The following is a 25,804-nucleotide window of genomic DNA, read 5'->3' on the forward strand; positions in this document are numbered from 1 at the left end:
TTGAGAGTCGCGCGATCCGGGTCACGAACACGTCCAACGGCCCGAATCGCGGTCCGATCGAGGGAGATTTCGCATGCGCGCAGTGACCTGGCACGGCCGGGCCGACGTCCGGGTGGACACCGTCCCCGACCCCGTTCTCCAGGACCCGACGGACGTGATCGTGGAGATCACCTCGAGCGGCATCTGCGGCTCGGACCTCCACCTCATCGAGGTCATGGCCCCCTTCATGTCCGTGGGCGACATCATGGGCCACGAGCCGATGGGGATCGTCCGGGAGGTCGGCCGCGAGGTGACCGCGGTCAAGCCCGGCGACCGGGTCGTCGTCCCGTTCAACATCTCCTGCAACACGTGCTGGATGTGCTCCCAGGGTCTGAACTCGCAGTGCGAGACGACCCAGAACCGGGAGCAGGGCATGGGCGCGTCCCTCTTCGGCTACACGAAGCTCTACGGCCAGGTCCCCGGCGGTCAGGCCGAGTACCTCCGGGTGCCCTTCGGCAACACCCTGCCGATCAAGGTCCCCGACGCCCCGCTCGACGACCGCTTCGTCTACCTCTCCGACGTGCTGCCCACCGCGTGGCAGGCGGTGCAGTACGCAGGAATCCCCGACGGCGGCAGCGTCCTCGTCCTGGGCCTCGGCCCGATCGGTGACATGTGCACCCGCATCGCCAAGCACCTCGGTGCCGGCCAGGTCATCGCCTCCGACGTGGTGCCGGAGCGGCTCGCCCGCGCCCGGCGCAACGGCATCACGGTCATCGACTCGACCGAGCAGGAGGAGGTCGTGGCGCGCGTTCGCGACCTGACCGACGGCCGCGGCCCCGACGCGGTCATCGACGCCGTCGGCATGGAGGCGCACGGCTCGCCGGTGGCCTCGGCGCTGCAGAAGGCCACGGCGATCGTCCCCGACGCGATCATGGAGAAGGTCATGCAGGTCGCCGGCATCGACCGCCTGGCCGCGCTGAACACGGCCATCGAAGCGGTCCGCCGCGGCGGCACGATCTCGCTGTCCGGCGTCTACGGCGGCGCGACCGACCCGCTGCCCCTCATGCGGATGTTCGACAAGCAGATCCAGCTGCGCATGGGGCAGGCCAACGTCTGGCGCTGGGTGCCCGACATCCTCCCCCTGCTGCTGGACGGCGACCCGCTCGGCGTCGACGACTTCGCCACCCACCACGTGTCGCTGGAGGAAGCGCCGCAGGCCTACATGAACTTCCGGGAGAAGAAGGACGGCGCCGTCAAGGTGCTCATCAACCCGTGATCCGGGCGGCCCGGGCCGGTGGACGAAAACACCGGCCCGGCCGCGCATGGGCGCCCGCCGGCGGGTACGGCAGGGCCATGACGACCACCACCGCGGAGAAGTCCGGCAGCTACCGCCTCGGCGACCGGGAGGTCCGGCGACTCGGGTACGGCGCCATGCAGCTGGCCGGCCCCCACGTGATGGGTCCGCCCGCCGACCGGGACGCCGCGATCGCGGTGCTGCGGCGCGCGGTCGAGCTCGGCGTGAACCACATCGACACCAGCGACTACTACGGCCCGACCGTCGTCAACGAGCTGATCCGCGAGGCCCTCCACCCCTACTCCGACGACCTGGTGATCGTGACGAAGGTCGGCGCCCGCCGGGACGCCGACGGCGGCTGGCCGGAGGCCCTCGACCCGGACGACCTGCGCCGGGCCGTGCACGAGAACATCGAGCACCTCGGCGTCGAGGCGCTCGACGTCGTCAACCTGCGGATGCCCGGGTTCGCCGAGCCGGTCGAGCGCTCGCTCGCCGAGCCCTTCGAGGCCCTCGCCGCCCTCCAGCAGGAGGGGTTGATCCGGCACCTGGGCGTGAGCAACGTGACGACGCAGATGTACGCCGAGGCGCGGGCGATCGCGCCGGTCGCCTGCGTGCAGAACCACTACAACCTGGTGCACCGGGCCGACGACCCGCTCATCGACGCGCTCGCCCGCGACGGCGTCGCCTACACGCCGTTCTTCCCGCTCGGCGGGTTCAGCCCCCTGCAGTCCGCCGCCCTGGAGACGGTGGCCCGCCGGCTGGGGACGACGCCGATGCAGGTGGCCCTGGCCTGGCTCCTGGCCCGCTCCCCCAACCTGCTGCTCATCCCCGGGACCTCGTCGGTCGCGCACCTCGAGGAGAACCTGCAGGCGGCCGCCCGCGTGCTCGGCCCCGACGAGCTCGCCGAGCTCGACCGCATCGGCGGGACCGGCGAGCCAGACGTGGACCTCTGAGGTCAGCGCACCGACCGGATGCGCGTGACCGAGACGGCGCCGGCCACGGTGCACAGCCCCGCCAGGGTGAACAGTGCGCCGTAGCCGGACAGCCCGATGACCGCGCCGGCGAGCAGCGGCGCCAGCGCCTGCGGGGCGACCAGTGCCACGTTCATGACCCCGAGGTCCCCGGCGACCGAGTGCGGGTCGGGCAGCACCTGGGTGACCAGCGCCTGGTCGACGGAGGTGTACGCGCCGTACCCCGCACCGAGCAGGACCCCGGCCACGAGCGCGGCCGGCCAGCTGGGAGCGACGACGAGCACGGCGCAGGCCAGGGCCTGGAGGACGGCGGCCCACCCGACGAACACCCGTCGCCGTCCGCTGCGGTCCGACAGCACCCCGCCGCCCCAGGCCGCGGCCACCGTGGCGACCAGGTAGACGACGGTCAGCACCAGCAGCGCGCCCTCGGGGTCGGCGAGCCCCAGGCCGTCGCCGAGGAAGTAGAGGAGGTAGGTGGTCCCCAGGGCGTTGCCGAGGCTGACCAGCAACCGGCCGGCGAACGCCCAGGCGTAGTCCGGCGACCGGGCCGGCGCCTCCCACGTGGCCCGTACCGCGGCGGCCGACGACGGCGGACGACCGCCCGGCCCCGGCTCCGGATCGCGGGCCGAGGCCAGCCAGGGGACCGCGGTCCCCAGCAGGACGACGGCCAGCGCCAGGTAGCCGGGCGCGACGCCCCCGCCCAGCGCGGTGACCAGCCCCAGGCCCACGACGATCCCGAGGGCCTGCGGGCCGTAGACGGCGGCCGAGACTGCGCCACGGTGCTCCGGTGGCACCTGGTCGGCGATGGTCGCGGTCAGCCCGGCCATCGCGGCGTACATGCCCAGCTGTGCGATCAGCCAGGTGCCGGCCAGCGCCCGCCAGTCGCCGACCGCCCCGCTCGACGCGAGGCCGGTGGCGTAGACCAGCACGCCCCCACCCGTCCACACACGGCGCCGTCCCCACCGGGACCGCGTCCGGTCGCACAGCGCGCCGAACACCGGCAGCGCCACCAGCGCGGCGAGCCCGGCCAGTCCGTTCACCAGCGCGAGGTCGCGGACCTTGTGCAGCGGGTCGAGGGCCTCCAGCTGGAGCGGCAGCAGGAGCTGCACGGGGGCGAGCTGCGCGGCCCAGAGCCCGAGCCAGGCCAGCCCGAAGCGCAGCGTCCAGGCCCGGCCGACCCGGGCCGGCGCGACGGTCATGCGGCGTACCGGCCGACGAGCAGCTCGACGGCGGCCTCCAGGGTGCGCCGCGTGGCCTCGGTGTCGTGGTCGACCAGCCAGGTGGTGGTGGCGCCGTCGACCAGGGTGACCAGGAGCCGGGCCAGCTCGCCCACCGGCCGGTTCCAGGACGACCCGGTGAGCTCCGCGGCCTGCTCCAGCAGGGCGGCCGCCGCGTCGGTGTAGGCGCGGTACTGCTCGCGGGCCACCGCGCGCAGCGCCGGCTCGCGCACGGCGTGCAGCGTGAGCTCCAGCATCAGCTGCTCGGCCCCGGGGTCGGCCCCCAGGTGCTCCAGGTATCCGCCGGCGGCGGCACGCAGGCAGCCGGCCAGGCCTGCCGCGGGGTCCATCCCGGCGGTGGCCGCCGTCAGCTCCCGCCCCACCACCCGGCGGACCAGCTCGGCGAGCAGCTCGTCCCGCGAGACGAAGGCGTAGTGGAAGCTGGCCAGCGACATGCCCGCCTCGGCGACGACGGCGCGCGTGGTGCCCGCGGCCAGCCCGTCTCGGGCCATCACCCGCAGGGCCGCCTCGACCAGGGCCTCACGGCGCTCGCCGACGGTCCATCGCGCCACGTCAGGCCCGCCCGAGGAGCGCGTCGAGGTGCGGGCTCGCCAGGACACGAGCGGGGTCGAGCCGGTCGCGCGCCGCGACGAACTCCCCGAACCGCGGGTACCGGGTGCTCAGCTCCGCCGCGCCCAGCGAGTGCAGCTTCCCCCAGTGCGGCCGGCCGCCCACCGCACCGGCGATCGCCTCGAACGTGGCGAAGTACTCCCCCGGCTCGCTCCGGGCCGGCACGTGCACCGCGACGTAGGCGGTGTCCCGGCCGTACGCGGTGGACAGCGGGACGTCGTCGGCGGCCGCGACCCGCACCTCGACGGGGAAGGGCACGCGCCAGTCGTTGGCCTCCACCGCCCGCCGCAGCTCGGCCAGCACTCCGGGTGCCGCCTCCCGGGGCACGGCGTACTCCATCTCCCGGAACCGGACCCGCCGGCGGGAGACGAAGACCCGGTGCGCGGCGTCGGTGTACGTGCGCGCCCCGAGCGCGCCGGCGGAGAACCTGGCCAGCGGCGCGACCAGCGCCGGGGCCCGCCGTCCGGCGGCGACGACCGCGGCCAGCCCGGCGTTGGCCAGCACCTCGTCGTCCCAGAGGGCGCGCCAGCGCGGGAGCGGCTCGACCGCCGACAGCGGCACGCGGGTGTTGCGCTTGGTCAGGCAGCGGTCGGTGTGCGGGAACCAGTAGAACTCGACGTGGTCGGTCGAGGTCATGTACTCCCCGAACCCGTCGAGCAGGTCGTCCAGCGCCGCCGCCGCTTCCTCGGCGCGCAGCGCGAAGGCGGGTACGGCTTGCAGCGTCACGGTGTCGAGCACACCGAGGGCGCCGAGCGAGACCCGGGCGACGTCCAGCAGCTCCGGGCGCTCCGCGGCAGAGCACCGCAGCACCTCGCCGGCCGCCGTCACCAGCTGGACGCCGCGGACCTGGGTGGCCAGGCCGCCGAAGCGGGCGCCGGTGCCGTGCGTGCCCGTCGACACCGCTCCGGCCACGGTCTGCCGGTCGATGTCGCCGAGGTTCGTCAGCGCCCAGCCGCGGGCGGCGAGCTCGGCGTTGAGCCGGTGCAGCGGCATGCCGCCCTGCACGGTGACCAGTCCGGTCGGGCCGACGTCGACGAGCTCGGCGTGGCGGTCGAGGGAGAGTGCGCAGTCGTCGGGCCGCGCGACGGCGGTGAAGGAGTGCCCGCTGCCGACCGGACGCACCCGCCGGCCCACCGCGGCGGCGGTGGTCAGCGCCGTCGCGATCGCCTCGGTACCGGAGGGATGCAGCACCGAGACGCCGTCGACCCGCTGGTTGCCCGCCCAGTTGCGCCAGCTGCTCACGCCGTTCTCCTCCGTCCGGTTCGCGGCAGCGTACTGGGACGGTTGACCCAGTTGGGGACTGCGCAGCATGCTGCCTCCCGTGGCCCTCCCCGCCGACGACGCCGAGACCGCCCGCGCCCGGCTGGACGCGGCGACCGCCGACCTCGACCCGCCGATGGCCGTCCTCGACCTGGACGCCCTCGACGCCAACGCCGCCGACCTCGAGCGCCGAGCGGCTGGCCGTCCGATCCGCGTGGCCAGCAAGTCCGTGCGCAGCCGGCCGGTCCTGCGCCGGGTCCTCGCGCGGCCCGGCTTCGCCGGCGTCCTGGCCTACACCCTGGCCGAGGCGCTGTGGCTCACCGGCGGGGAGGACCCGGTCACCGACGACGCCCTCGTCGGCTATCCGACCGCCGACCGGGGCGCGCTGCGCCGGCTCCTGAGCGACCCCGACCTCGCCGCCCGGGTCACGCTCATGGTCGACAGCCCCGACCAGCTCGACCTGGTGGACGCCGTCGTCGCACCCGCGGCCAGGCCCGAGGTGCGGATCTGCCTGGACCTCGACGCCTCGCTGCGCGCGGCCGCGGGGCGGGTGCACGTCGGCGTCCGCCGTTCGCCGGTGCACACCCCCGACGAGGCCGCCGACCTGTCGCGTGCGGTCGCCGGCCGGCCGGGCTTCCGCCTCGTGGGGCTGATGGCCTACGAGGCCCAGGTCGCCGGGGTGCAGGACGCGCCGCCGGGCCGCCCGCTGCGGGGGCTGGCGGTGCGCGGGATGCAGGCGGCCTCGGTCCGCGAGCTCGCCGCGCGCCGCGCAGCTGCCGTGGCCGCGGTGCGCGCCGTCGCTCCGCTGGAGTTCGTCAACGGCGGCGGCACCGGGAGCCTGGAGACGACCGCGGCCGACCCGTCGGTGACCGAGCTCGCCGCGGGCTCCGGGCTCTACTCCCCCACCCTCTTCGACGGCTACCGCGCCTTCACCGGCCGGCCGGCCGCGCTCTTCGCCCTGCCGGTCACCCGGCGCCCTGCCCCCGGCACCGTCACGGTCGCCGGCGGCGGCTGGATCGCCTCCGGCCCACCGGGCACCGACCGGCTGCCGCGCCCGGTCCACCCCGCCGGTCTCCGGATGATCGGCACGGAGGGGGCCGGTGAGGTGCAGACCCCGCTGCGCGGCGCGGCGGCGACCACGCTGCGGATCGGCGACCGGGTGTGGTTCCGGCACGCCAAGGCCGGCGAGCTCGCCGAGCACGTCGCCGTCCTGCACGCCCTGACGGGCGACCGGCTGACCGACGCCTACCCCACCTACCGGGGCGAGGGGCAGGCCTTCGGCTGACGACGGACCCCTGACGACGGACCCCTAGCGCGCGCGGACGACCCGTGTCTCGTCGAAGACCGGCTCGGCCGACTCGTAGACCCGCCCGTCGGCGCCGAAGACGACGAAGCGGTCGAACGACCGCGCGAACCAGCGGTCGTGGGTCACCGCCAGCACGGTGCCGTCGAAGGCGGCCAGCGCCTCCTCCAGCGCTTCGGTCGACAGCACGTCCAGGTTGTCGGTCGGCTCGTCCAGCAGCAGCAGCGTCGCCCCCGACAGCTCCAGCAGCAGGATCTGGAACCGGGCCTGCTGCCCGCCCGACAGCGTCCGGAACGGCTGGTCGGCGGCGGCGGTGAGCCCGTAGCGGCGCAGGGCGGCCATCGCCCGCCCGCGGTCGACGCCCGGCCGCCCCGGCTCCCCGTGCCAGAGCAGGTCGACCGGGGTGCGGTCCTGCCACTCCGGGTGGGCGTGCGTCTGGGCGAAGAAGCCCGGGACCACCCGCGCGCCGAGCCGCCAGTCGCCGGTGTGCGCCACCGACTGCCCGGCCAGCAGGCGCAGGAAGTGCGACTTCCCCGCACCGTTGGCCCCCAGCACTCCCACGCGGTCGCCGTAGAAGACCTCCAGGTCGAAGGGCTGCATCAGCCCGGTGAGCTCCAGCTGCTCCGCCGTCACCGCCCGCACGCCGGTCCGCCCGCCGCGCAGTCGCATCGCCACCTTCTGCTCCGGCGGTCGCTCGGGCGGCGGGCCGGCCGCCTCGAACTTCGCCAGCCGGGTCTGCATCGCGTGGTACCGGTTGGCCATGTCGGGCGAGTTGGCCGCCTGCTGCTGCATGGTCCGCACGAGGTCCACCAGCCGCTGGTGCTCCTCGTCCCAGCGCCGCCGGAGCTCGGCCAGCCGCTCGTGCCGGGCCGCCCGCGCCTCGTGGTAGCTGCCGAAGCCGCCGCCGTGCACCCAGGCGGACCCGCCCTCGACCGTGACCACGCGGTCGGCGACCCGGGCCAGCAGCTCGCGGTCGTGGCTGACGAAGAGCACGGTCTTGCGGGTCTCCAGCAGCCGCTCCTCCAGCCAGCGCTTGCCCGGGACGTCGAGGTAGTTGTCCGGCTCGTCGAGCAGCAGCACCTCGTCGGGTCCGCGCAGCAGCGCCTCGAGCGCCAGCCGCTTCTGCTCCCCGCCGGACAGCGTGGCCAGGTCGCGGTACTTGCACCCGTCGTAGGGGACGCCTAGCGCGGCGACCGTCACGGTGTCCCAGGTGACCTCCGCGTCGTAGCCGCCCACGTCGCCCCACTCGGCCAGCGCCCCGGCGTAGGCCATCTGCGCGGTCTCGTCGTCGGTCTCCATGAGGGCGAGCTCGGCGGCCTCGACCGCGTCCCAGGCGGCCCGCACCTCCGGCGGGGACAGGTCCACGAGGAACCGCTGCACGGTCGTCCCGTCGCGCACCGAGCCGATGAACTGGCGCATCACCCCCAGCCCGCCGGTGCGCGCCACCGACCCGGCCTCCGGGACCAGGTCCCCGGCGATGATCCGCAGCAGGGTGGTCTTGCCCGCGCCGTTCTCCCCCACCAGTGCCGCACGGGCGCCGTCACCGACCCGGAAGGAGACCTCGTCGAGCAGCACGCGCCCGTCGGAGAGCGTGTGCCGGACGGCGCTGACGTCGACGTATCCCACGACGCCATCCTCCCGTGCCCGGCGACGGCTCGTCGGGGGGTCAGCCGATGTGCCGGTCCAGCCGGTACCGGGCCAGCCGCTCGACCAGCTCCGGCAGGGCGCCGACCGGCGATCCGCCCAGCTCACGGCGACAGTCCCGGACCACGCGGACGACGAGCTGCGGCCCCACCCTCCCGGAGAACTCGCCGCTGAGCCGACCGACCGCGCCGGCGACGACGTCGTCCACCTCGTCGTCCCGACGCAGGGAGGCGCGGGGTCCGTCGAGGGGTCCCGTCGGCTCGTCGGCGGCGGGTCCCGGGTTCGGGGGGACGACCAGGGTCATCGGCGGTCCATTTCGTCCGGCTGGGCCACGGACCCGATCCGGCCGCAGCGGTTCCATACGGTGTCGGCTCGGACTTCGCGGCACCAGGGACGAAAGGCCCGCCGGCCCGCTCCTCAGCCGGGGGCGATCGACGGCACCGTCGCGGCCCCGCCCAGGACCAGGCCCAGGACCAGGGCCAGGACGACGACCGACGCCGGCGCGGGCGCGGGGGCCGTCCGTCGTACCGCCCTGCCAGGGTGGTGCCCATGACCACGCGGAAGGAACTGGGCCTGATGCGCCTCGTCGCGCTCGGGCTCGCCGGGCCACCTGCCGCCGGCGCCGCCGACGCGGTCCGCGGGTTGCTGGCCGTCCAGGCACAGGACCTGCCGGGCGCCCTGACCTCCGTGGCGTTGCGGACCGCGGGGCACAGCCGGGAGGGGGTGCGGCGCGCCCTGGACGACGGGAGCGTCGTGCGCAGCTGGCCGATGCGCGGGACGCTCCACCTGCTCGCGGCCGAGGACCTGCCGTGGATGCTCGAGCTGCTGGGCCCGCGAGCTCTGGCCGGCCAGGCGCGACGGCGCGCAGAGCTGGGACTCACGGAGTCCGACGCCGAACGGGCACGCGAGCTCGTCGTCGGCGCGCTCTCCGGCGGCCGGCGGCTCTCCCGCGCCGCTCTGCTGGAGGTCATCGGCAGCGCCGTCGACACCGGCGGCCAGCGCGGCTACCACCTGCTGTGGTTCCTCAGCCAGACCGGCACGCTCTGCCTCGGCCCGACCGACGACGGCGGCGCGCAGGACTTCGTCCTCCTCGACGAGTGGGTCCGCGCGCCCCGCCGGCCGGATCGCGAGGAGGCACTGGGGGAACTGGCGCTGCGCTACTTCCTCGGCCACGGCCCGGCGACGATCGCCGATCTGGTGCGCTGGGCGGGCAGCACGGTCCGCGACGTGCGCGCGGGGCTGGCACTCGTCGGCGATCGGCTGGAACGGCTGCAGGTGGAGGGGACGGAGCACCTGCTCGACCCGGCGACCCCGGAGCTCCTGGCCGCGCACCGGGACGAGGCCCGGGCGCTGCGGCTGCTGCCCGGCTTCGACGAGTTCGTCCTCGGGTACGGCGACCGCACCGCCGTGCTCGACCCGGCGTTCGCCGAGCGCATCTGCCCCGGCCGCAACGGCATGTTCCTGCCGACGGTCGTGGCCGACGGACGGATCGTGGGCACCTGGCGGTGGTCCGGATCGGGCAGCCGGCGCCGGGCGACCGCCGCACTCTTCGGCGACGACGACGGGCTCGCGGCCTCGGTGCCCGCACTCGCGGAGCGGCTGCCCTGACCGGTGGTCAGCCGCGGCGCTCGACGAGGAAGACCGGGATCTGCCGGTCGGTCTTCTGCTGGTACTCGGCGTACGCCGGGTAGGCGGCGACGGCACGCTCCCACCACTGGGCCCGCTCCTCGCCGGTGATCTCCCGGGCGACGCCGTCCCACGGCTCGGGGCCGTCCTGCACGGTCACCTGGTCCGGGTGCGCACGGAGGTTCGACACCCATGCCGGGTCCGTGGGGGCGCCCCCCTGGGAGCCGACCATGGCGTAGATGCCGTCGTGCTCGACCCGCATCAGCGGCTGCTTGCGCACCTTGCCGCTCTTCGCGCCGCGGGTGCTGAAGATGACGACGGGCAGGCCGGTGTCCAGGAGGGTGTTCGCCTCCCGACCGCCCGTGGCCTCGTAACGCGCCACCTGGTCGCGGACCCACTGCTGCGGACTCGGTTCGTACTCACCCTCCAGCGGCATGCCCCGAATCTAGGGGCCGGCGGGTGGTGCTGCGCGCCGACCCGAGTCGCGGTCCTCCGGACCCGATGGCACCGTTCCCGACGGCCACACCGATCGGAGGAGCACCAGGAATGCGGTACAGCGAAGGCGCCGACCTCGACACGTCGAGCGTCCGCGACATCCGGGGCGGCGGTGGCTTCGGCGGCGGATTCGGCGGTGGCCGCGGGCTCGCCGTCGGTGGCGGCGGGCTCGGCCTCGTGGGCGTGCTGGTGGTCGTCCTGCTCCAGGTGCTCGGCGGCGGTTCGGGCGGCGGCCCGGGCATCAGCACCTTCGACGGCATGGGGAGCGGGCAGACCGCCGACAACGGCGAGCTCGAGCAGAACTGCCGGACCGGCGCCGACGCGAACGACTCCGTCGAGTGCGCCGTGGTCGCCGACATCGAGTCGATCCAGGACTTCTGGTCGGCGACGCTGGGCGACCGCTACTCCCCCACCGACACGGTCTTCTTCACCGGCTCGGTGCAGACCTCCTGCGGTGGCGCGAGCAGCGGCTCCGGGCCGTTCTACTGCCCTGCCGACCAGCTCGTGTACATCGACCTGTCCTTCTTCGACCAGCTGCGGCAGCAGTTCGGCGCCCAGGGCGGCCTGTTCGTCGACGCGTACGTCATCGCGCACGAGTACGGCCACCACGTGCAGAACCTGCTGGGGACCAATCGGCAGGTGACCCCCGGCGAGACCGGGCCGACCAGCGGCACGGTGCGCCTGGAGCTCCAGGCGGACTGCTACGCGGGCACGTGGGCCAACCACGCCGAGACCGTGCCCGACGAGTCCGGCCAGCCGCTGATCGCCGAGATCAGCGACGACGACATCGACCGGGCGCTGGACGCCGCGTCGCGGATCGGCGACGACTTCATCCAGCAGAACCTGGGCAACGGGCGCGTGGACCAGGACGCGTTCACGCACGGCTCCTCCGAGCAGCGGCAGCGCTGGTTCCGCACCGGGTACGAATCCGGCGACGTGCGTGCCTGCGACACCTTCGGCACCGACGACCTGGGCTGACGTGACCGAGGACGGGACCACCCAGCACCTGCGCGTCGCCCGGGACGGGCACGTCGCCACGCTCGTCATCGACCGCCCGGAGAAGCGGAACGCGATGACGGTCGGCATGTGGGCCGGCCTGCCCGGCGTGCTCGCGCCGCTGGCCGCCGACCCGGGCGTCCGCGTCCTGGTCGTGACCGGCGAGGGACCCAGCTTCTGCGCGGGGGCCGACATCTCCGACCTGCTGCGCGGCGGGGACCCGGCCGACCCGATGGCCGACGTGCGCCGGCACAACCTGGCCGCCCAGGCCGCGCTGCGCGACTTCCTCAAGCCGACGGTGGCGATGGTCCGCGGGCACTGCATCGGCGGGGGCGTGGAGCTCGCCACCTGCTGCGACCTGCGGTTCGCCGACCGCAGCGCCGTGTTCGGCGTGACCCCGGCGAAGGTCGGCATCGTCTACACGCCGTCGTCCACCAAGGCGCTCCTGGACCTCGTCGGACCGGCGACGACGAAGTACCTGCTCTACAGCGGCGAGCTGCTGGACGCCGAGACCGCTCTGCGCACCGGTCTGGTCGACCGACTGCTCGACGCCGACGAGCTGGACGCGGAGGTGCGCCGCTTCGCGGACGTGCTGGCCTCGCGCTCGGCGCTCACCCAGCAGGCCACCAAGGAGGTCGTCGCGGCGCTCACCGTCGGTGACGACGGGGAGGACGTGGCGGCCCCGCGCTACCGGGAGACGATCGCCGCCGGGGAGCTCGCCGAGGGCGTGCGGGCCTTCGCCGAACGCCGTCAGCCGCGGTTTCCCTGGTCCGGCTGATCATTTCCGTTTCGTCCGCCCCCTGACCCGGGTACCTGACCCTCTGCGAGGAGAGGTGCTCTGCCCGAGCGGCGGAGGGACGGCGCAGCGCGAGTCGCTGCCCTCCCCCGGCCACCCCGATCCCGCCCCGGGACGCACGGATGCGCCGGGTGGACGACGTCAGCTTTCCCGCGACAGACCAGCGGCGCTGACCCTCCGTCATCGCAACCGTCCGGGTCGGTGAACCACCGTCCGGATGTGTGCCGCAATGCCGCTGGGGTAGCGCCTCCACCGACCACGAAGCATGCCGAGGAGGACCGATGACTCACTCCATCGACACCCCGTTCCCGCCCCCGGCTCCCGCCGACACGGGTGCCACGACCACCAGCTCGTCGACGTCGAAGGCCGACATCGCCAAGGACGAGGCCCGCAACGTCAAGGACACGGCCGCCCAGGCCGGCAGCCAGGTCGCTTCCACCGCGGCCGACCAGGCCAAGAACGTGGTGGGCGAGACCCAGCGCCAGGCCAAGGACCTGCTCGACCAGGGCCGTTCCCAGCTCAAGGAGCAGGCGATCGGCCAGCAGCAGAAGGCCGCGTCCGGCCTGACCTCGCTGGCCCAGGAGCTCCGCGGCCTCGCCGACGGCTCCAGCGAGGGCGCTCCCGGCCCCGCCCGGGACCTGCTCCACCAGGCCTCCGGCATGGTCGAGGGCTTCGCCGACAAGCTGCAGAACCGCGAGCCGGCTGAGCTGCTCGACGACGTGCGCGCCTTCGCCCGCCGCAAGCCCGGCCTCTTCCTGCTGGGTGCGGCCGCCGCGGGCGTGCTCGCGGGCCGGCTGACCAGCGGTGTGCGCGCCGCGCACACCGACTCCGGCAGCACCGGCGGCAGCGGCTACCGCAGCACCCCGACCAACTACGTGGACCCGGCGCCGACGTACTCCGACTACTCGAGCGCCACCACGGGCACCGGGATCGGCACGGGCACCGGCACCCCGCTGCCCCCGCCGCCGTACGGCACCACGCCGCCGGCCGGCAGCATGGTGCCCCCGACCACGCCTGCAGGCTGGGACGACCCGGCTCGCCGGCCCGGTGAGGTGAGCTGACGTGAGCTCCCCCTACTCCGGGGCCTCCCCGGCGGGGACGCCGCAGGGGTACGCCGACCCGACGCCCCAGAACTACGCGGCGGACTACTCGCAGGGCGCCCACAGCGGCGACCTCGGTACCCCGATGACCGCCGAGGGCCGGCCCGACGTCGAGGGCACCTCGGTCGGCCAGCTGATCGGCGAGGTCACCAAGGACCTCTCCACCCTGATGCGCCAGGAGCTCGAGCTGGCCAAGGTGGAGGTCAAGGCCGAGGCCAAGAAGGCCGGCCAGGGTGCCGGGATGTTCGGTGCGGCCGGCTTCGCCGGCTACATGGTCCTGATGTTCCTGTCCTTCGCCCTCTGGTGGGCGCTGGAGAACGTCATGGACGCCGGGCTGGCCGCGCTGATCGTGGCCGTCCTCTGGGGCGTCATCGGGGCCGTCGCCTTCGTGATGGGACGCAAGAAGTTCCAGCAGGTGAACCCCAAGCCCGAGCGGACCGTCGACACCCTGCAGCAGGTGCCCGGCGCCCTCAAGCCCCACTGATCCCCGACCGCTGACTTCTCTCGACACGGCAGGAGCCGAAGACATGACCAGCAGTGACCCGGACGTCATCCGGCGGCAGATCGAGGACACGCGCCGCGAGCTCAGCTACGACGTCGACGCCCTCAACGAGAAGGTGAACCCGTCCCGCGTCATGGACCGTCGGGTGACCGCGGCCAAGGGGCGCATGACCAACCTCAAGGACAAGGTCATGGGCAGCGCCCACGACACGAAGTCCTCGGCGCACGGCATGGCCTCGAACGCGGCCGGCTCCGTGCAGGACACGGCCTCCAACGCGGCCGACAGCGTGCAGCACGCGGCGCAGTCCGCGATGGGCGCCGTCCAGCAGGCGCCGGAGACGATCACCCGTCAGGCGCAGGGCAACCCCCTCGCCGCAGGCCTGATCGCCTTCGGTGTGGGCTGGCTGGTCTCCAGCCTGCTGCCCGCCTCGCAGAAGGAGCAGGAGCTGGCCCAGCAGGCCGAGTCCGCGCTCCGCGAGAACAAGGACGCCCTCCTCCAGCCGGCCAAGCAGGCCGCGCAGGAGATCGGCGAGCAGCTGAAGCCGGCCGCCCAGCACGCGGTCGAGGAGGTCAAGTCCACCGCCCAGGACGCGGCCGAGACCGTGAAGCAGGAGGGCCAGTCCGCGGCCCAGGACGTGCAGGGTCAGGCCCAGCAGTCCAAGGAGACCGTGCAGTCCCAGGCCTCCAGCTGATCCGCGGGGCCTGAGCCCCGCCCGTACGCCTGCGCCCCGCCGGGACCTCCCGGCGGGGCGCAGTGCTGTCCGGGAAGGTGCCGGAGGAGCTCTCCCCCCGACGGGTGAGACGCGGCACGGCCCGCTGCAGGGCGGTTCCCGTGGCGCCGTTCCTCCCCGGGACGACGCCACCGGCGCCGGCCCGACGTGGTCGTGCGCCACGACCGACGGGAGCCCCTCGTGGACCCGGCCCAGCACTCCACCGACGACGCGCGGTTCCGCGTCCTGGTGGCCGATGACGAGGACGACATCCGCGACCTGGTCACCCTCGCCGTCCGCAAGGCGGGCTGCGACGTCGTGCGGTCCGTCCCCGACGGCGCCGAGGCCCTCGTCGCCGCGCGCGCCGAGCTGCCCGACCTCGCGGTGCTCGACGTCTCCATGCCCGGCGCCACCGGCCTGGAGGTCTGCACCGCGCTGCGGGAGGACCCGGCCACCGCCGGGATCCGGATCCTGCTGCTCTCCGCCGGGGCCTCTCTCGACGAGGTGGCCCGCGGGCTCTCCGCGGGGGCGGACGCCTACCTGGCCAAGCCCTTCACCATCGCCGGGCTCGTGCACCAGGTGCGCTCGCTGACCGCGGGGGTGCCGGCATGAGCCTCGCCGTTCTCGACCGGCCGGCCGCTCCGCGACGCCGCCTGACCGACCCCGCCGTCTGGCAGGCCGCCGTCCGGAGCCCGCTGCCGTGCACGGTGATGTTCTCCGTGGCCGCCGTGCTCCTGGTGACCGGCTGGGTGCCGGTCACCGCACCGGCCGCGGCGGGCGCCGGCCTCGTCGTGGCGGTGGCGGCGACCGCGACTGCCTGGGGCGTCCGTCGCGCCCCGGCCGCGGTGCGGCTGGCGGTCCCCGTCGCCCACCTGGCGGCCATCGCCCTGCTGTACGCCGGCACGGCCTCGGCGACGGTGCTGTTCCTCCTGCTCAGCCCGCTCTGGGTGCTCGCCTCGCACCCCACCCGCGCCGGGGTCCCCCTCGCGGCGGGTGGGACGGCCGTCGTCCTGCTGGTCCCGCACCTCATGGGCGAGGCCTTCGCTGCGGCCACCCCGCTGCGCGGGGCGCTCGTGCTCGGCCCGCTGGTGGCCGCCGTCGGGAGCTTCGCGGTCAACGAGAACTACCGCCGCGTGGCCACTCAGTCCCGGGACATCGCCCGGCTGCAGCGCGAGCAGGCCGCCCTGCTGGAGCAGGTGCAGAGCCGTGCCGACGAGCTCGACACCGCCTCGCGGATCCTCGCCGCGCGCGCCCAGACCATGACCAGCGTCATCGACGCGGTCACCCAGCAGTCGATCATCGGCACCGACCGGGACGGCACGATCCGCGTCTGGAACCCCGGCGCCGAGCGGATGCTCGGGCTGCTGCGCCCGGACGTGGTCCGGCAGCGGTCGATCCTGGAGTTCCACGACCCCGAGGAACTCGCCGCAGCCGCCGCGAGCACCGGGTCGACCTCGCCGCTGGACGCCCTCGTGCACGTCGCCCGTCAGGAGGGCAGCGACGTCCGCGACTGGACCTACGTCGCCGCCGACGGCACCCCCCGGACCGTGTCGGTCGCCATCACCCCCCGCGCCGACGACCGCGGCGTGCACGCGGGGTGGAACTTCGTCGGCACCGACATGACCGAGACGCGGGCGACCGAGCGCATGAAGGACCAGTTCGTGAGCCTCATCAGCCACGAGCTGCGCACCCCGCTCAGCTCGATCCTCGGGTACCTCGAGCTCGTCATGGACGACGAGGACTCCCCGCTGACCGACGAGCAGCGCCAGTACCTGTCGACCGTGGAGCGCAACGCCCAGCGGCTGCTGCGCCTGGTCGGCGACCTGCTCTTCACCGCGCAGGTGGAGAGCGGCCGGTTCACCCTGCAACCGGCCGACGTCGACCTCGCCGCGGTGGTCCGTGCCGCCGAGGAGACCGCGCGCGTGGCCGCAGCCGGCGCCGGCGTGGAGATCGTGGTGGACGTGCCGGCCGACGGCCTGGTCGTCTCCGGCGACGCGGTCCGCCTCGGGCAGGCCTGCGACAACCTCGTCTCCAACGCCGTCAAGTTCACGCCCTCGGGCGGGCAGGTGCGCCTCTCGCTGCGCCGTTCCTGGCAGAGCGAGGACGGGGCGCTCACCGACGACGAGCGCCCCGGCACGGTGCCGGTGGCCCTGCTGTCGGTCGCCGACACCGGCATGGGCATCCCCGCCGGTGAGCAGGGCGAGCTGTTCACCCGGTTCTTCCGCTCCTCGACCGCCCGCCGCAACGCCGTCCCCGGCGTCGGCCTGGGGCTGACCATCACCAAGGCCATCACGACCGCCCACGGCGGCGCGCTGGACCTGGTCAGCGCCGAGGGCCAGGGCACCACCTTCACCATGACCCTGCCGGTGGGCGCGGTCTCGTGACGGCTCGCCCGACCGCGCCCCCCGCCCCGCACGGGACGGGGGGCGCGGTGCGTCCAGGACCCCGGAAGTCGGCCGGATCCCGCGGAATCGGCCCGATCTGCGCACTCCGCGCCGATTCCTTGCGGATTCCTTGCGGATCGCTGGCGGGTGGCCTGCGGTTGGGCCTCCAGAGTCCTAGGTGTCGCCGGAACGCCGGTGGCACCAACGGACACAGGAGATGGACATGACCCGCACCGCCACCACCGGCTCCACCGCCCGCAAGGTCGTCGGCTCCCTCGGCGTCATCGGCGCCGCTGCCGCCGTCGCCGGCCTCGGCACCTTCGGTACCTTCAGCGACAGCGCGACCCCGGTCGACAACGCGACCGTCAGCACCGGCACGCTCGGCATCGACGCCGTGCAGCAGGGCAGCCTCGGCCTGAACGTCACCGGCCTGGTCCCGGGCGACTCGATCACCCGCGCCATCACGCTCAAGAACGACGGCCAGCTGCCCCTCGGCAAGGTCTCCGTCAGCGTCACCGGCACCGGCTCGGCCGTGCTCACCAACGGCCTGACCCTCGCCCTGAAGTCCTGCCCCGTGGCCTGGACCCAGTCCGGCAACACCTTCAGCTGCGCCAGCGGCGAGAAGGTCCTCGGCTCGGGCGCGCTGACCGCGAACTACGACCTGGCCGGCGCCGCGTCGCTCATCCCGAACGGCACCGACTACATCGCCTACACGGTCACGCTGCCCACGACCGCCGACAACTCCTTCCAGGGCCAGAGCGCCGCGCTGAAGATGACCTTCACCGGCACCCAGCTCACCGGCTCCGCCCGCTGATCGCGGACCGACGAGCTCTCGGAGACCACGTCATGACCACCGTCCTCCCCGTCCGTCGCCCGGGGGCAGCCAGCGAGCTGCCCCCGGCCGGGGACGAGCGCTCCACGACCGGCGCCCGCGCCGGCCGGGCCCGCCAGATCCTGGGCCGCACGGCCCCGTGGCTGGTCCGCGGAGTCATGGCGGTCGCGGTCCTGGTGTTCGCTCTGCTGGCCGTCGGACCGCACGTGTTCGGCTACCGCACCCTGACCATGCTGACCGCGAGCATGGCCCCCGAGATCGAGCCGGGTGACATGACCATCGCCACCCCGATCGACGTCTCGGACGTCACCGAGGGCATGGTCCTCACCTACCACATGCCCATCGAGGACGGCGCGCTCGTGACCCACCGGGTCGTCTCGGTGGAGCGCGGCGCAGAGGGCGAGGTCCTGATCCGGACCAAGGGCGACGCGAACACCGCGATCGACCCCTGGACGGCCAGCCTGCAGGGCGACACCGTCTACCAGGTCCGCGCGGTCGTCCCCGGTCTGGGCAGCGTGATGTCGCTGCTGCGGACCCCCGTGGTCAACCAGGCGCTGCTCTACGGGGCACCGCTGCTGCTGGCCGGTTGGCTGCTCATGACCATCTGGCGCCCCGCCCGGACCGAGAACGAGGAGCAGGCATGACCCGCATCCGCCGCGCGCTGACCGTGGCCGGCCTGACCGTGGCCGTGGCCATCGGCGTCGCCGTCCCCGCCTCCGCCGCCTTCTCCGACAGCGTCGTGCTCAGCAGCACGGTCGCCACCGGCTCGGTCGCCGCGCCCGCGACCGTCACCACCCGCGGCACCTGCACCCAGACCACGTCGTCCTACTGGAACGGCTACACCACGGTCTACACCACGCAGTACTGGTACGACGCCAGCATGTCCTGGTCGGCGAGCACCACCACGCGGGGTGTCACCGGCTACCGCGTGATGGTCTACCTGAACACCGGCCAGGCGATCGTGCTGGGCGAGACCGACCCCTACAACCGCACCATGACCGAGCGGGTCGACCGGTCCTACCTCAACTACCAGCCCCGCGTCTCGGTCATCACGCTCACCAGCTACGGCTGGACGACGGAGTCGCCCCGGACGGCGGTGCCGCCGTGCTGACCCTGGTGCACTCCGCGGACACCGTCGAGGAGACCCCCGAGGAGCGCCCCGCCTCGGTGCGCACCGTCCTGGTCCCCGGCACCCTCCTGGACTTCCTGCGCGACCGGACCACGGGGCCGGCCGCGCAGGCAGAACTCCCCCCGGTCGTCGGGCCCGCGCAGCTCGACGACTCGGACCTGCACGACGACGACCTGGACGCCGAGCTGATGGACCGGCTGCAGGAGATGTACCGGAACGCCCTGCCGGCCCGGCTCTCCGCGATCAGCTCGCACACCGTCGCCGGGGACGCCCCGGGGGTGGCGTCGGCCGCCACGACGCTCGCGGGCACCAGCGGCCAGCTCGGCCACCCGGAGGTCGCCTCGATCTGCCGGGCCATCGCCTCCGACGCCCGGCGCGGCGTCCTGGCCCACTCGCGGGTGCAGGAACTGCAGGCCCTCGCCGGCGCCTGAACGCGAACGAGCCCCCCGCTCCAGCGGGGGGCTCGTCCGTGTTCGCCCCGTCCAGGGGCAGCTCTGGGTGTCCTCAGGCGACGAGGCGGTAGCCGACGCCGCGGACGGTCTTGATCTCCGGCGAGCTGAGACCGGCCGCGACGAGCTTGCGGCGGAGGTTGGACATGTGCGCCTCCACCAGCCGCAGGTTCCCCTCCCAGTCGGTCTGCCAGACCTCGCGCAGCAGCGTCTCCCGCTGCAGCACCCGGCCGGGGCGGGACGCGAGCGCCGCCAGCAGGTCGAACTCGGTGCGGGTGAGGTCCACGACCTCGCCGTCCACCCGGACCTCGCGGCTGTCCTCGTCCACCTCGAGCTCGGCCAGCCGGCGGACCGAGTCGGCCTCCGCCGCGGCAGCTGCCGGGGCCGGCCCCGCCGTGCGCGGGAAGCGCAGCATCGCCTGGACGCGGGCGGTGAGCTCGCGCGGCGAGAAGGGCTTGGCCATGTAGCCGTCGGCGCCCACGGCCAGGCCGATCAGCAGGTCGACCTCCTCGGCGCGGGCGGTCAGCATGAGGACGTAGCAGGGCGTCTCGGCGCGGATCTGGCGGCACACCTCGGTGCCGTCGGCGTCGGGCAGCCCCAGGTCGAGCACGATGAGGTCGGGCGCGTCCCGCCGGACCTCCGCCAGCGCTTCGGCACCGGTGCCGACGGCACGCACCGCGAACCCGGCGCGCTCGAGCACCGTGACCACGAGCTCGCGGATCTCCTCGGTGTCCTCGACCACGAGCACGGACTGCTCGGGCATGACGTCTCCTCCTCACGCTGTGACCAGCGGCGCGGTGGACCGGCGGTCCTCCGTCACCTGAGCGGGTGATCGGCACACCGAACGCGCTGCTTGAGCGGGCGCTCGTTCCCCCGGCCGGGTTCCCCCACCCGGAGGGGTGAGATCCGGTGTCCCGGCTCATGGACCGCCCGGTTCCGGCCGTCACCTTCCGCGGGGACGCCCGTCCCCCTCCCGGTCCGACCGGGGGACCCGACCGACGGGAGCCGGAACCGTGGACGGTGCTCTGCACGTCCTGGTCGTCGACGACGACCCCGACACCGCACTCTTCGTGCGGACCGTGCTGCAGCGCGGCGGCATGACCGTGACCACGTGCGCGGATCCGCTGGAGGCGCTGGCCCTGGCCGGCCGCGTGGAGTTCGACGCGGCCATCACCGACATCGAGATGCCGGGCATGACCGGGCTGGAGTTCCTCGACCGGCTGCGCCAGGCCCGTCCCGACCTGCCGGTCGCGGTGATGACCGCGCACGCCTCGGTCGACTACGCCGTGGACGCCCTGCGCCGGCAGGCCGACGAGTTCCTCGTCAAGCCCGTGCCCAAGGACACCCTGGCGGCCACCATCCGCCGGTTGGCAGAGACCGCCCAGGCCAAGCGCGCCGCCGCCCCGCAGCGGCAGACCGTGCTGGCCATCGGCGCGCACCCGGACGACGTCGAGATCGGGGTCGGCGGCACGCTCGCCGCGCACCGCTCCGCCGGCGACCAGGTCGTCATCCTCACCCTGTCCCGCGGTGCCCGCGGCGGCGAGGTCGACGACCGGCAGAACGAGTCGCTGGCCGCCGCCGAGCTCATCGGCGCCCGGCTGTTCCTGGAGGACCTCGAGGACACCCGCATCAGCCCGATGGACCCGACGATGTCGATCATCGAGCGGGTCGTGAGCGAGGTGCGGCCCACGATCGTCTACACGCACTCGGCCAACGACCGGCACCAGGACCACCGGGCCGTGCACCAGGCGGCGAGCGTGGCGACCCGTTCGGTGCCGACCGTCGCCTGCTTCCAGAGCCCCTCGGCGACGATCGACTTCCGGCCGAGCCGCTTCGTGGACATCACCGGGTTCACCCGCACGAAGCTCGACCTGCTCAAGAGCTTCCGCTCGCAGGCCGGCATCCGGGCCTACCTGGAGGACGACTTCGTCCTCGCCACCGCCCGCTACTGGTCGCGCTACGGCAGCGGCGGCCGCTACTGCGAGCCGCTCGAGGTGGTCCGCGACGCCGGCGGTGTCGTCGGCGCGACGAGCGACTCCGCCTTCCAGACCTCCCTGCCCACCTCGGCCACCCCTTCCCCGACCACGACGGAGCCCTTCGGTGTCTGACTCCTCCCCCACCCGTGTCCTCGTCACCGGCGCCGGCGGCCCGGCCGGCATCGCCGTGCTGCGCTCGCTGGCCCGGCGCGACGACGTCGTGCTCCTGGCCGCCGACATGGACCGCTACGCCAGCGGCCTCTACCTCGTCGACGCCGGCGCGCGGCACCTGGTCCGCCCCGGCCTGAGCGAGGAGTTCGTCGACCACCTGGTCGGGCTGTGCGAGCGCGAGCGGGTCGACGTCCTCTTCTCCACCGTCGACGTCGAGCTCCCCCGGCTCGCCGCCGAGCGCAAGCGCCTGGCGGCGGTCGGCACCACGCTGGCCGCCCCGAGCCTGGAGACCCTCGAGGTCTGCCTGGACAAGTACGCGCTGGCCCAGCGCTGCACCGGCGTCGTCCGCACCCCGCGCACCGCGCTGCTGGGCGAGACCGACCCCGACAGCTGGGACTACCCGGTCATCGTCAAGCCGCGCCGTGGCGCCGGCTCCCGCGGCGTGCACCTGGTGGAGGACGCCGCCGCGCTCCGTGCCCTGGGCAGCGACGAGGACATCCTGGTGCAGGCCAACCTGCCCGGGGACGAGTACTCCGTCGACACCCTGGCCGACGCCGACGGCACCGTCGTCGCCGCCGTCCCGCGGTCCCGGCTGCGGGTCGACTCCGGCGTCTCGGTGGCCGGCAGCACCGTCGCCGACCCCGAGCTCGAGGAGACCGCACGACAGGTGGCCGCCGCGGTCGGGCTGGTGGGCGTGGCCAACGTCCAGCTCCGCCGCGACGCCGAGGGCCGCCCGGCGCTGCTCGAGGTGAACCCCCGCTTCCCCGGGGCGATGCCGCTGACCGTGGCCGCGGGTGTCGACATGCCGTCGCTCGCGCTGGACCTGGCGCTGGAGCGCCCGCTGCCGGCCTCGGTGCCGTTCCGCGAGCTCGCCGTCGTCCGGTACCTGGAGGACGTGTTCGTCCCCCTGGCCGACGTCGTCTCCGAGGAGGACGCACGATGACCACGGCGCTGGGTGAGCTGGACCTGCTGCTCACCGACCACCACGTGCACTCGACCTGGTCCGACGACGCGGTCAGCGCGCCGATGGAGAACCTGGTCGCCGCCCGGGACACGGGCCTGGCCAGCATCCGCATGGTCGACCACGTGCGCACGACGACGACCTGGGTGCCCGGCTTCCTGGCCGAGATCTCGGCGCTGCCGCGCGTCGAGGGCCTGGAGGTGCTGACCGGCGTCGAGGCGAAGATCCTCGACGCGTCCGGCCGGCTCGACGTTCCCGACGACCTCGTCGTCGGGGCGGGCGGCGTGGACCGCGTGCTCATCGCCGATCACCAGTTCCCCGGGCCGGACGGGCCGTGGAGCCCGCGTCGCACGCTGGAGGAGCTCGCCGCCGGTCTGCCGGCCGAGGATGCGCTGAGCATCCTGGTGACCGCCACCGTCCGGGCGATGGAGCGGGCCGGCCGCGGCCAGCTCGCCCACCTGTTCTCGCTGCTGCCGAAGATCGGGCTGCACGAGAGCGAGCTCCTCGACGAGCACGTCGCCGCCATCGCCGACGCGGCGGTGCGCACGGGGACCACCGTCGAGGTGAACGAGAAGTGGCGCTGCCCGGGGCCCCGCGTGGTCCTGCAGCTCGCTGCCGCGGGGGTCACCCTCGTCGGCTCGACCGACAGCCACGAGGCCACGACCGTGGGCCGGTACTCCTGGGTGGCCGAGGCCGCCTCCGCTACCCGACTGGTGGGCACCCGATGACCGACCTGTTCCCCTCCGACGCCTCGACCGGGACGACGGTGCTCACCGTCTTCCTGCTCCTGCTCGTCGTCGTCGGTGCGATCCCGGTGCTCGCCGGCCTGGCGCAGTTCCTGGTGATCCCGCTGCACGCGGTGCGCAACCACTACCGCGAGACCGGGCCGTACCTGCCCAACGTGGCGGTGCTGGTGCCGGCCTGGAACGAGGCCGCCGTGCTCACCACCTCGGTGGAGCGGCTGATGGGCCTGGACTACCCGCCGGAGCGCCTGCGCGTCTACGTGGTCGACGACGCCAGCACCGACGACACCCCCGAGGTGCTCGCCCGCTGCGCCGAGCGCTTCCCCGGTCGCGTCGTGCACCTGCGCCGCGAGAAGGGCGGCGAGGGCAAGGCGCACACCCTGAACCACGGGTTGCGGCACATCCTCGCCGAGGACTGGATGGAGGCGCTCCTGATCATGGACGCCGACGTCATCTACGAGCCGGCGTCGCTGCGCAAGATGACCCGGCACCTCGCCGACCCCACGGTCGGTGCGGTCACCGCCTACATCCGCGAGGGCAGCGGCGACCCGCAGGGCATCACGCGATTCATCGGCTTCGACTACCTCGCGGCGCAGGCCGCGTCCCGACGGGCCCAGAACGTCGCCGGCGCCATGGCCTGCCTGGCCGGTGGTGCGCAGCTGCACTCCCGGGAGAACCTCGAGGCCATCGGGGGCCAGATCGACACCTCGTCGCTGGCCGAGGACACCGTCACGACCTTCCGCACCCAGCTCGCCGGGCGCCGGGTCGTGTTCGAGCCGCACGCCCGCGTGCTGGCCGAGGAGCCCGCGGGGGTCGACGCGCTGTGGAAGCAGCGCCTGCGCTGGGCGCGCGGCAACGTGCAGATCACCTCGATGTACCGCCACCTGTGGTTCCGGCGGTCGGTGCACCCGGGGCTCGGCGGTTTCTTCTTCGGCATCTTCTGGTTCGCCATCCTGCTGCTGCCGGTGGCGATGCTGCTGACCTCGATCGGCCTGATCGGGCTCTACCTGCTCGACAGCCGGCTGGCGTCGGACATCTTCGGAGCCGCGGTCTTCGTCCCGATCGCGACGTTCGTCTTCATGATCACGCTCACGATCTCGGTGGACCCGCGCACCGGCTTCAAGGTCTGGCGCGAGGCCCTGCTGTTCCCGGGCGCGATCTCCTTCGTCGTGCTCGTGACGGCGGCCTTCCCCGGCCTGGTCCCGATGTCGGGGACGACCGAGACGGTCTGGACGCTGTTCGTCTACAGCTGGCTGGTGCTGTGCATCCCGCTGGCCTACGGCGTGCGGAAGCTGGAGGGCACCCGCTGGGGCCGGCCGCTGACGCCGCTGGCGCTCTACCTGGTGGGCTTCGGTCCGCTGATGTGCGCGATCACCGTGGACGCCTACCTGAAGGAGTTCCGGGGTGCCGCGATGACCTGGGACAAGACCGAGAAGACCGGGAGGGTCACCGTATGAGCACCACCCACCAGCTCGTCGGAGCCGGACAGCCGTTCCGCATCTCGCCGCCGGTGGTGGTCACCGAGGAGCTGCTCGCCCGCTGTGGCGGACTGCCGCCGGTGTGGTCGGACCCGGTGGCCCTGGCCGACGAGACGGAGGCCGACCGGGTGCGCGAGCGCCGGCTCTACGTCGGGCTGGCCGCGGCGATCGCCGTCGTGGTCGCGCTGTACGTGGTGCGCAGCCTCCTGCTGGGCTGAGCGCTGACGGGAAGGGCCGCACCCCGACGGGGTGCGGCCCTCACCTGCAGTTCTGGCGCCAGACGGTTAGGAGAGGCTAACCTGCGCTGGTTGCCCGCGAGGGCGGCACGACCACTGCCCCGACGTGAGGCGACCGCTCCATGTACGTGTGCCACTGCAGCGTGGTGACCGACCGCGACATCCTCGAGGCCATCGCCAACGGCGCGCGGTGCATCGCCGACGTCGCCCGCGCCACCGGCGCCGGCCGCACCTGCGGCAACTGCGTGGACTCCATGCGCGAGCTCGTGTGCAAGCATTGCCCGGTCCGCGCCGAGCGCACGACCGAGCGTCCGGCGGAGCGAGAACTGGGAGTCGCTGGTGCAGCCCGTTAGCCCCCGTGTGGTCGAACTGCTCAACGACGCGTTGACCTTCGAGCTCACCGTCACCAACACGTACTTCCTGAACGCGCGCATGCTGGACGCGTGGGGCCTGCCGAAGCTCGGCAAGGTCTTCTACGACCTCTCCATCGACGAGATGCGCGACGCCGACGCCCTCATCCAGCGCGTGCTGCTCTTCGACGGACACCCCAACGTGCAGCGCCTGGGCGCCATCCGCGTGGGCGAGACGGCCGAGGAGATGCTGGTCCTCGCCCTCGACAGCGAGAAGGCCGCCGTCGCGCAGTTCAACGCGTCCGCGAAGGAGTGCCACGAGCTCGGCGACCACGGCACCGCCTCTGTGTTCGAGGAGATGGTCCTCGACGAGGAGAAGCACGCCGACTGGTTCGAGGCCCAGCTCGCCGCCATCGAGCGGGTCGGCGCCCCGCAGTACCTCGCGGCACAGATCGTGACCGAGACGCCCGCGTGAGCTGACCCCACCACGACGAAGGCCCTCTCCCGACCCGGGAGGGGGCCTTCGTCGTCCTGGTCGCCCGGGCCCCTGGCCCGGACCGGTCGTCGTGTGCA

General features: G+C 74.0%; 29 protein-coding genes. 22 read left to right on the plus strand and 7 right to left on the minus strand.

The window, feature by feature from the left end; genetic code table 11:
• The first annotated feature begins 73 nt into the window (after window positions 1-73).
• Together DQ237_RS11625 and DQ237_RS11630 are read left to right on the plus strand one after the other, a co-directional pair.
• Complete coding sequence (locus DQ237_RS11625; protein WP_113800298.1) at window positions 74-1,255, plus strand: alcohol dehydrogenase catalytic domain-containing protein; 1,182 nt, start codon at window positions 74-76, stop codon at window positions 1,253-1,255.
• Between the two features lie 77 nt (window positions 1,256-1,332).
• Window positions 1,333-2,226, plus strand: a complete 894-nt coding sequence (locus DQ237_RS11630; RefSeq protein WP_113800299.1) for an aldo/keto reductase family oxidoreductase — start codon at window positions 1,333-1,335, stop codon at window positions 2,224-2,226.
• A 2-nt stretch (window positions 2,227-2,228) separates the two neighbouring features.
• Here the strand turns inward: DQ237_RS11630 and DQ237_RS11635 are convergent, their stop codons facing one another.
• The 3 genes from DQ237_RS11635 to DQ237_RS11645 are packed head-to-tail and all read right to left on the minus strand — an operon-like array spanning window position 2,229 to window position 5,333.
• Entirely contained in the window at window positions 2,229-3,443 is a 1,215-nt protein-coding gene (locus tag DQ237_RS11635) for an MFS transporter (protein WP_113800300.1), read from the minus strand.
• On the minus strand, window positions 3,440-4,033 hold the full coding sequence (locus DQ237_RS11640; protein ID WP_147251791.1) for a TetR/AcrR family transcriptional regulator: 594 nt from the start codon (window positions 4,031-4,033) through the stop codon (window positions 3,440-3,442). The genes DQ237_RS11635 and DQ237_RS11640 overlap by 4 nt, the downstream gene beginning before the upstream one ends.
• 1 nt (window position 4,034) lies before the next feature.
• Window positions 4,035-5,333: a D-arabinono-1,4-lactone oxidase gene (locus tag DQ237_RS11645; RefSeq protein ID WP_240619589.1), complete on the minus strand. Its 1,299-nt coding sequence runs from the start codon at window positions 5,331-5,333 to the stop codon at window positions 4,035-4,037.
• Between the two features lie 67 nt (window positions 5,334-5,400).
• On the opposite strand from DQ237_RS11645, the gene DQ237_RS11650 reads away from it, so the two are divergent.
• Window positions 5,401-6,636, plus strand: a complete 1,236-nt coding sequence (locus DQ237_RS11650) for an amino acid deaminase/aldolase (protein WP_113800303.1) — start codon at window positions 5,401-5,403, stop codon at window positions 6,634-6,636.
• Between the two features lie 24 nt (window positions 6,637-6,660).
• Here the strand turns inward: DQ237_RS11650 and DQ237_RS11655 are convergent, their stop codons facing one another.
• Entirely contained in the window at window positions 6,661-8,280 is a 1,620-nt protein-coding gene (locus DQ237_RS11655) for an ABC-F family ATP-binding cassette domain-containing protein (RefSeq protein ID WP_113800304.1), read from the minus strand.
• Window positions 8,281-8,320: 40 nt separating this feature from the next.
• A complete protein-coding gene (locus DQ237_RS11660; RefSeq protein WP_113800305.1) occupies window positions 8,321-8,602 on the minus strand; it encodes a three-helix bundle dimerization domain-containing protein in 282 nt (93 codons plus the stop codon).
• Window positions 8,603-8,847: 245 nt separating this feature from the next.
• On the opposite strand from DQ237_RS11660, the gene DQ237_RS11665 reads away from it, so the two are divergent.
• Window positions 8,848-9,906 carry a winged helix DNA-binding domain-containing protein gene (locus tag DQ237_RS11665; RefSeq protein ID WP_113800306.1) on the plus strand — a complete coding sequence of 353 codons (1,059 nt, stop codon included), beginning with the start codon at window positions 8,848-8,850 and terminating at the stop codon, window positions 9,904-9,906.
• A gap of 7 nt (window positions 9,907-9,913) precedes the next feature.
• Here the strand turns inward: DQ237_RS11665 and DQ237_RS11670 are convergent, their stop codons facing one another.
• A complete protein-coding gene (locus DQ237_RS11670; protein WP_113800307.1) occupies window positions 9,914-10,360 on the minus strand; it encodes a nitroreductase family deazaflavin-dependent oxidoreductase in 447 nt (148 codons plus the stop codon).
• A 110-nt stretch (window positions 10,361-10,470) separates the two neighbouring features.
• On the opposite strand from DQ237_RS11670, the gene DQ237_RS11675 reads away from it, so the two are divergent.
• The 11 genes from DQ237_RS11675 to DQ237_RS11725 all read left to right on the plus strand — a co-directional run bounded on the left by DQ237_RS11675 (window position 10,471) and on the right by DQ237_RS11725 (window position 19,298).
• Window positions 10,471-11,397, plus strand: coding sequence for a neutral zinc metallopeptidase (locus DQ237_RS11675; RefSeq protein ID WP_113800308.1), 927 nt, complete (start codon window positions 10,471-10,473; stop codon window positions 11,395-11,397).
• A gap of 1 nt (window position 11,398) precedes the next feature.
• Window positions 11,399-12,193 (plus strand): enoyl-CoA hydratase/isomerase family protein, encoded by a 795-nt coding sequence (locus tag DQ237_RS11680; protein ID WP_113800309.1) that lies wholly within the window; start codon window positions 11,399-11,401, stop codon window positions 12,191-12,193.
• A 299-nt stretch (window positions 12,194-12,492) separates the two neighbouring features.
• Window positions 12,493-13,272 carry a hypothetical protein gene (locus tag DQ237_RS11685; protein WP_113800310.1) on the plus strand — a complete coding sequence of 260 codons (780 nt, stop codon included), beginning with the start codon at window positions 12,493-12,495 and terminating at the stop codon, window positions 13,270-13,272.
• 1 nt (window position 13,273) lies between these two features.
• Entirely contained in the window at window positions 13,274-13,795 is a 522-nt protein-coding gene (locus DQ237_RS11690; protein ID WP_113800311.1) for a phage holin family protein, read from the plus strand.
• A 43-nt stretch (window positions 13,796-13,838) separates the two neighbouring features.
• Entirely contained in the window at window positions 13,839-14,504 is a 666-nt protein-coding gene (locus DQ237_RS11695; protein WP_113800312.1) for a DUF3618 domain-containing protein, read from the plus strand.
• A gap of 219 nt (window positions 14,505-14,723) precedes the next feature.
• Window positions 14,724-15,134, plus strand: a complete 411-nt coding sequence (locus DQ237_RS11700; RefSeq protein ID WP_113800534.1) for a response regulator transcription factor — start codon at window positions 14,724-14,726, stop codon at window positions 15,132-15,134.
• The gene (locus DQ237_RS11705) at window positions 15,131-16,906 is read left to right on the plus strand and encodes a cell wall metabolism sensor histidine kinase WalK (RefSeq protein WP_113800313.1); all 1,776 of its coding nucleotides are present in this window, start codon (window positions 15,131-15,133) and stop codon (window positions 16,904-16,906) included. Before DQ237_RS11700 ends, DQ237_RS11705 begins: the two co-directional genes overlap by 4 nt.
• 223 nt (window positions 16,907-17,129) lie before the next feature.
• The gene (locus tag DQ237_RS11710) at window positions 17,130-17,720 is read left to right on the plus strand and encodes a TasA family protein (RefSeq protein WP_166509590.1); all 591 of its coding nucleotides are present in this window, start codon (window positions 17,130-17,132) and stop codon (window positions 17,718-17,720) included.
• A 32-nt stretch (window positions 17,721-17,752) separates the two neighbouring features.
• The gene (locus DQ237_RS11715; RefSeq protein ID WP_113800315.1) at window positions 17,753-18,382 is read left to right on the plus strand and encodes a signal peptidase I; all 630 of its coding nucleotides are present in this window, start codon (window positions 17,753-17,755) and stop codon (window positions 18,380-18,382) included.
• The gene (locus DQ237_RS11720; protein ID WP_113800316.1) at window positions 18,379-18,849 is read left to right on the plus strand and encodes a hypothetical protein; all 471 of its coding nucleotides are present in this window, start codon (window positions 18,379-18,381) and stop codon (window positions 18,847-18,849) included. The genes DQ237_RS11715 and DQ237_RS11720 overlap by 4 nt, the downstream gene beginning before the upstream one ends.
• The gene (locus DQ237_RS11725) at window positions 18,843-19,298 is read left to right on the plus strand and encodes an Hpt domain-containing protein (RefSeq protein ID WP_113800317.1); all 456 of its coding nucleotides are present in this window, start codon (window positions 18,843-18,845) and stop codon (window positions 19,296-19,298) included. Before DQ237_RS11720 ends, DQ237_RS11725 begins: the two co-directional genes overlap by 7 nt.
• A gap of 73 nt (window positions 19,299-19,371) precedes the next feature.
• Here the strand turns inward: DQ237_RS11725 and DQ237_RS11730 are convergent, their stop codons facing one another.
• Entirely contained in the window at window positions 19,372-20,079 is a 708-nt protein-coding gene (locus DQ237_RS11730; RefSeq protein WP_113800318.1) for a response regulator transcription factor, read from the minus strand.
• A 250-nt stretch (window positions 20,080-20,329) separates the two neighbouring features.
• On the opposite strand from DQ237_RS11730, the gene DQ237_RS11735 reads away from it, so the two are divergent.
• From DQ237_RS11735 to bfr, 7 genes are all read left to right on the plus strand, one after another.
• Window positions 20,330-21,424, plus strand: coding sequence for a response regulator (locus DQ237_RS11735; RefSeq protein ID WP_205730178.1), 1,095 nt, complete (start codon window positions 20,330-20,332; stop codon window positions 21,422-21,424).
• Window positions 21,417-22,406: an ATP-grasp domain-containing protein gene (locus DQ237_RS11740; protein WP_113800319.1), complete on the plus strand. Its 990-nt coding sequence runs from the start codon at window positions 21,417-21,419 to the stop codon at window positions 22,404-22,406. Before DQ237_RS11735 ends, DQ237_RS11740 begins: the two co-directional genes overlap by 8 nt.
• Window positions 22,403-23,152, plus strand: a complete 750-nt coding sequence (locus DQ237_RS11745) for a histidinol-phosphatase (protein WP_113800320.1) — start codon at window positions 22,403-22,405, stop codon at window positions 23,150-23,152. Before DQ237_RS11740 ends, DQ237_RS11745 begins: the two co-directional genes overlap by 4 nt.
• Complete coding sequence (locus DQ237_RS11750; protein WP_113800321.1) at window positions 23,149-24,624, plus strand: glycosyltransferase family 2 protein; 1,476 nt, start codon at window positions 23,149-23,151, stop codon at window positions 24,622-24,624. Before DQ237_RS11745 ends, DQ237_RS11750 begins: the two co-directional genes overlap by 4 nt.
• Window positions 24,621-24,863, plus strand: a complete 243-nt coding sequence (locus DQ237_RS11755; RefSeq protein ID WP_113800322.1) for a hypothetical protein — start codon at window positions 24,621-24,623, stop codon at window positions 24,861-24,863. Before DQ237_RS11750 ends, DQ237_RS11755 begins: the two co-directional genes overlap by 4 nt.
• A 140-nt stretch (window positions 24,864-25,003) precedes the next feature.
• Window positions 25,004-25,234 (plus strand): bacterioferritin-associated ferredoxin, encoded by a 231-nt coding sequence (locus DQ237_RS11760; RefSeq protein WP_113800323.1) that lies wholly within the window; start codon window positions 25,004-25,006, stop codon window positions 25,232-25,234.
• Entirely contained in the window at window positions 25,221-25,706 is a 486-nt protein-coding gene (gene bfr, locus DQ237_RS11765) for a bacterioferritin (protein WP_113800324.1), read from the plus strand. The genes DQ237_RS11760 and bfr overlap by 14 nt, the downstream gene beginning before the upstream one ends.
• Window positions 25,707-25,804 lie beyond the last annotated feature (98 nt).

This window comes from Blastococcus sp. TF02-8, assembly GCF_003319175.1.
In the GTDB taxonomy this organism is placed as follows: domain Bacteria; phylum Actinomycetota; class Actinomycetes; order Mycobacteriales; family Geodermatophilaceae; genus Blastococcus.

What these genes read in the sequence shown, in the direction of transcription:
- DQ237_RS11625 (WP_113800298.1), top strand. Translation starts at nt 74, where the DNA reads ATGCGCGCAGTGACCTGGCACGGCCGGGCCGACGTCCGGGTGGACACC.
- DQ237_RS11630 (WP_113800299.1), top strand. Translation starts at nt 1,333, where the DNA reads ATGACGACCACCACCGCGGAGAAGTCCGGCAGCTACCGCCTCGGCGAC.
- DQ237_RS11635 (WP_113800300.1), bottom strand. Translation starts at nt 3,443, where the DNA reads ATGACCGTCGCGCCGGCCCGGGTCGGCCGGGCCTGGACGCTGCGCTTC.
- DQ237_RS11650 (WP_113800303.1), top strand. Translation starts at nt 5,401, where the DNA reads ATGCTGCCTCCCGTGGCCCTCCCCGCCGACGACGCCGAGACCGCCCGC.
- DQ237_RS11660 (WP_113800305.1), bottom strand. Translation starts at nt 8,602, where the DNA reads ATGACCCTGGTCGTCCCCCCGAACCCGGGACCCGCCGCCGACGAGCCG.
- DQ237_RS11665 (WP_113800306.1), top strand. Translation starts at nt 8,848, where the DNA reads ATGACCACGCGGAAGGAACTGGGCCTGATGCGCCTCGTCGCGCTCGGG.
- DQ237_RS11670 (WP_113800307.1), bottom strand. Translation starts at nt 10,360, where the DNA reads ATGCCGCTGGAGGGTGAGTACGAACCGAGTCCGCAGCAGTGGGTCCGC.
- DQ237_RS11675 (WP_113800308.1), top strand. Translation starts at nt 10,471, where the DNA reads ATGCGGTACAGCGAAGGCGCCGACCTCGACACGTCGAGCGTCCGCGAC.
- DQ237_RS11685 (WP_113800310.1), top strand. Translation starts at nt 12,493, where the DNA reads ATGACTCACTCCATCGACACCCCGTTCCCGCCCCCGGCTCCCGCCGAC.
- DQ237_RS11695 (WP_113800312.1), top strand. Translation starts at nt 13,839, where the DNA reads ATGACCAGCAGTGACCCGGACGTCATCCGGCGGCAGATCGAGGACACG.
- DQ237_RS11705 (WP_113800313.1), top strand. Translation starts at nt 15,131, where the DNA reads ATGAGCCTCGCCGTTCTCGACCGGCCGGCCGCTCCGCGACGCCGCCTG.
- DQ237_RS11710 (WP_166509590.1), top strand. Translation starts at nt 17,130, where the DNA reads ATGACCCGCACCGCCACCACCGGCTCCACCGCCCGCAAGGTCGTCGGC.
- DQ237_RS11715 (WP_113800315.1), top strand. Translation starts at nt 17,753, where the DNA reads ATGACCACCGTCCTCCCCGTCCGTCGCCCGGGGGCAGCCAGCGAGCTG.
- DQ237_RS11720 (WP_113800316.1), top strand. Translation starts at nt 18,379, where the DNA reads ATGACCCGCATCCGCCGCGCGCTGACCGTGGCCGGCCTGACCGTGGCC.
- DQ237_RS11730 (WP_113800318.1), bottom strand. Translation starts at nt 20,079, where the DNA reads ATGCCCGAGCAGTCCGTGCTCGTGGTCGAGGACACCGAGGAGATCCGC.
- DQ237_RS11745 (WP_113800320.1), top strand. Translation starts at nt 22,403, where the DNA reads ATGACCACGGCGCTGGGTGAGCTGGACCTGCTGCTCACCGACCACCAC.
- DQ237_RS11750 (WP_113800321.1), top strand. Translation starts at nt 23,149, where the DNA reads ATGACCGACCTGTTCCCCTCCGACGCCTCGACCGGGACGACGGTGCTC.
- DQ237_RS11755 (WP_113800322.1), top strand. Translation starts at nt 24,621, where the DNA reads ATGAGCACCACCCACCAGCTCGTCGGAGCCGGACAGCCGTTCCGCATC.
- DQ237_RS11760 (WP_113800323.1), top strand. Translation starts at nt 25,004, where the DNA reads ATGTACGTGTGCCACTGCAGCGTGGTGACCGACCGCGACATCCTCGAG.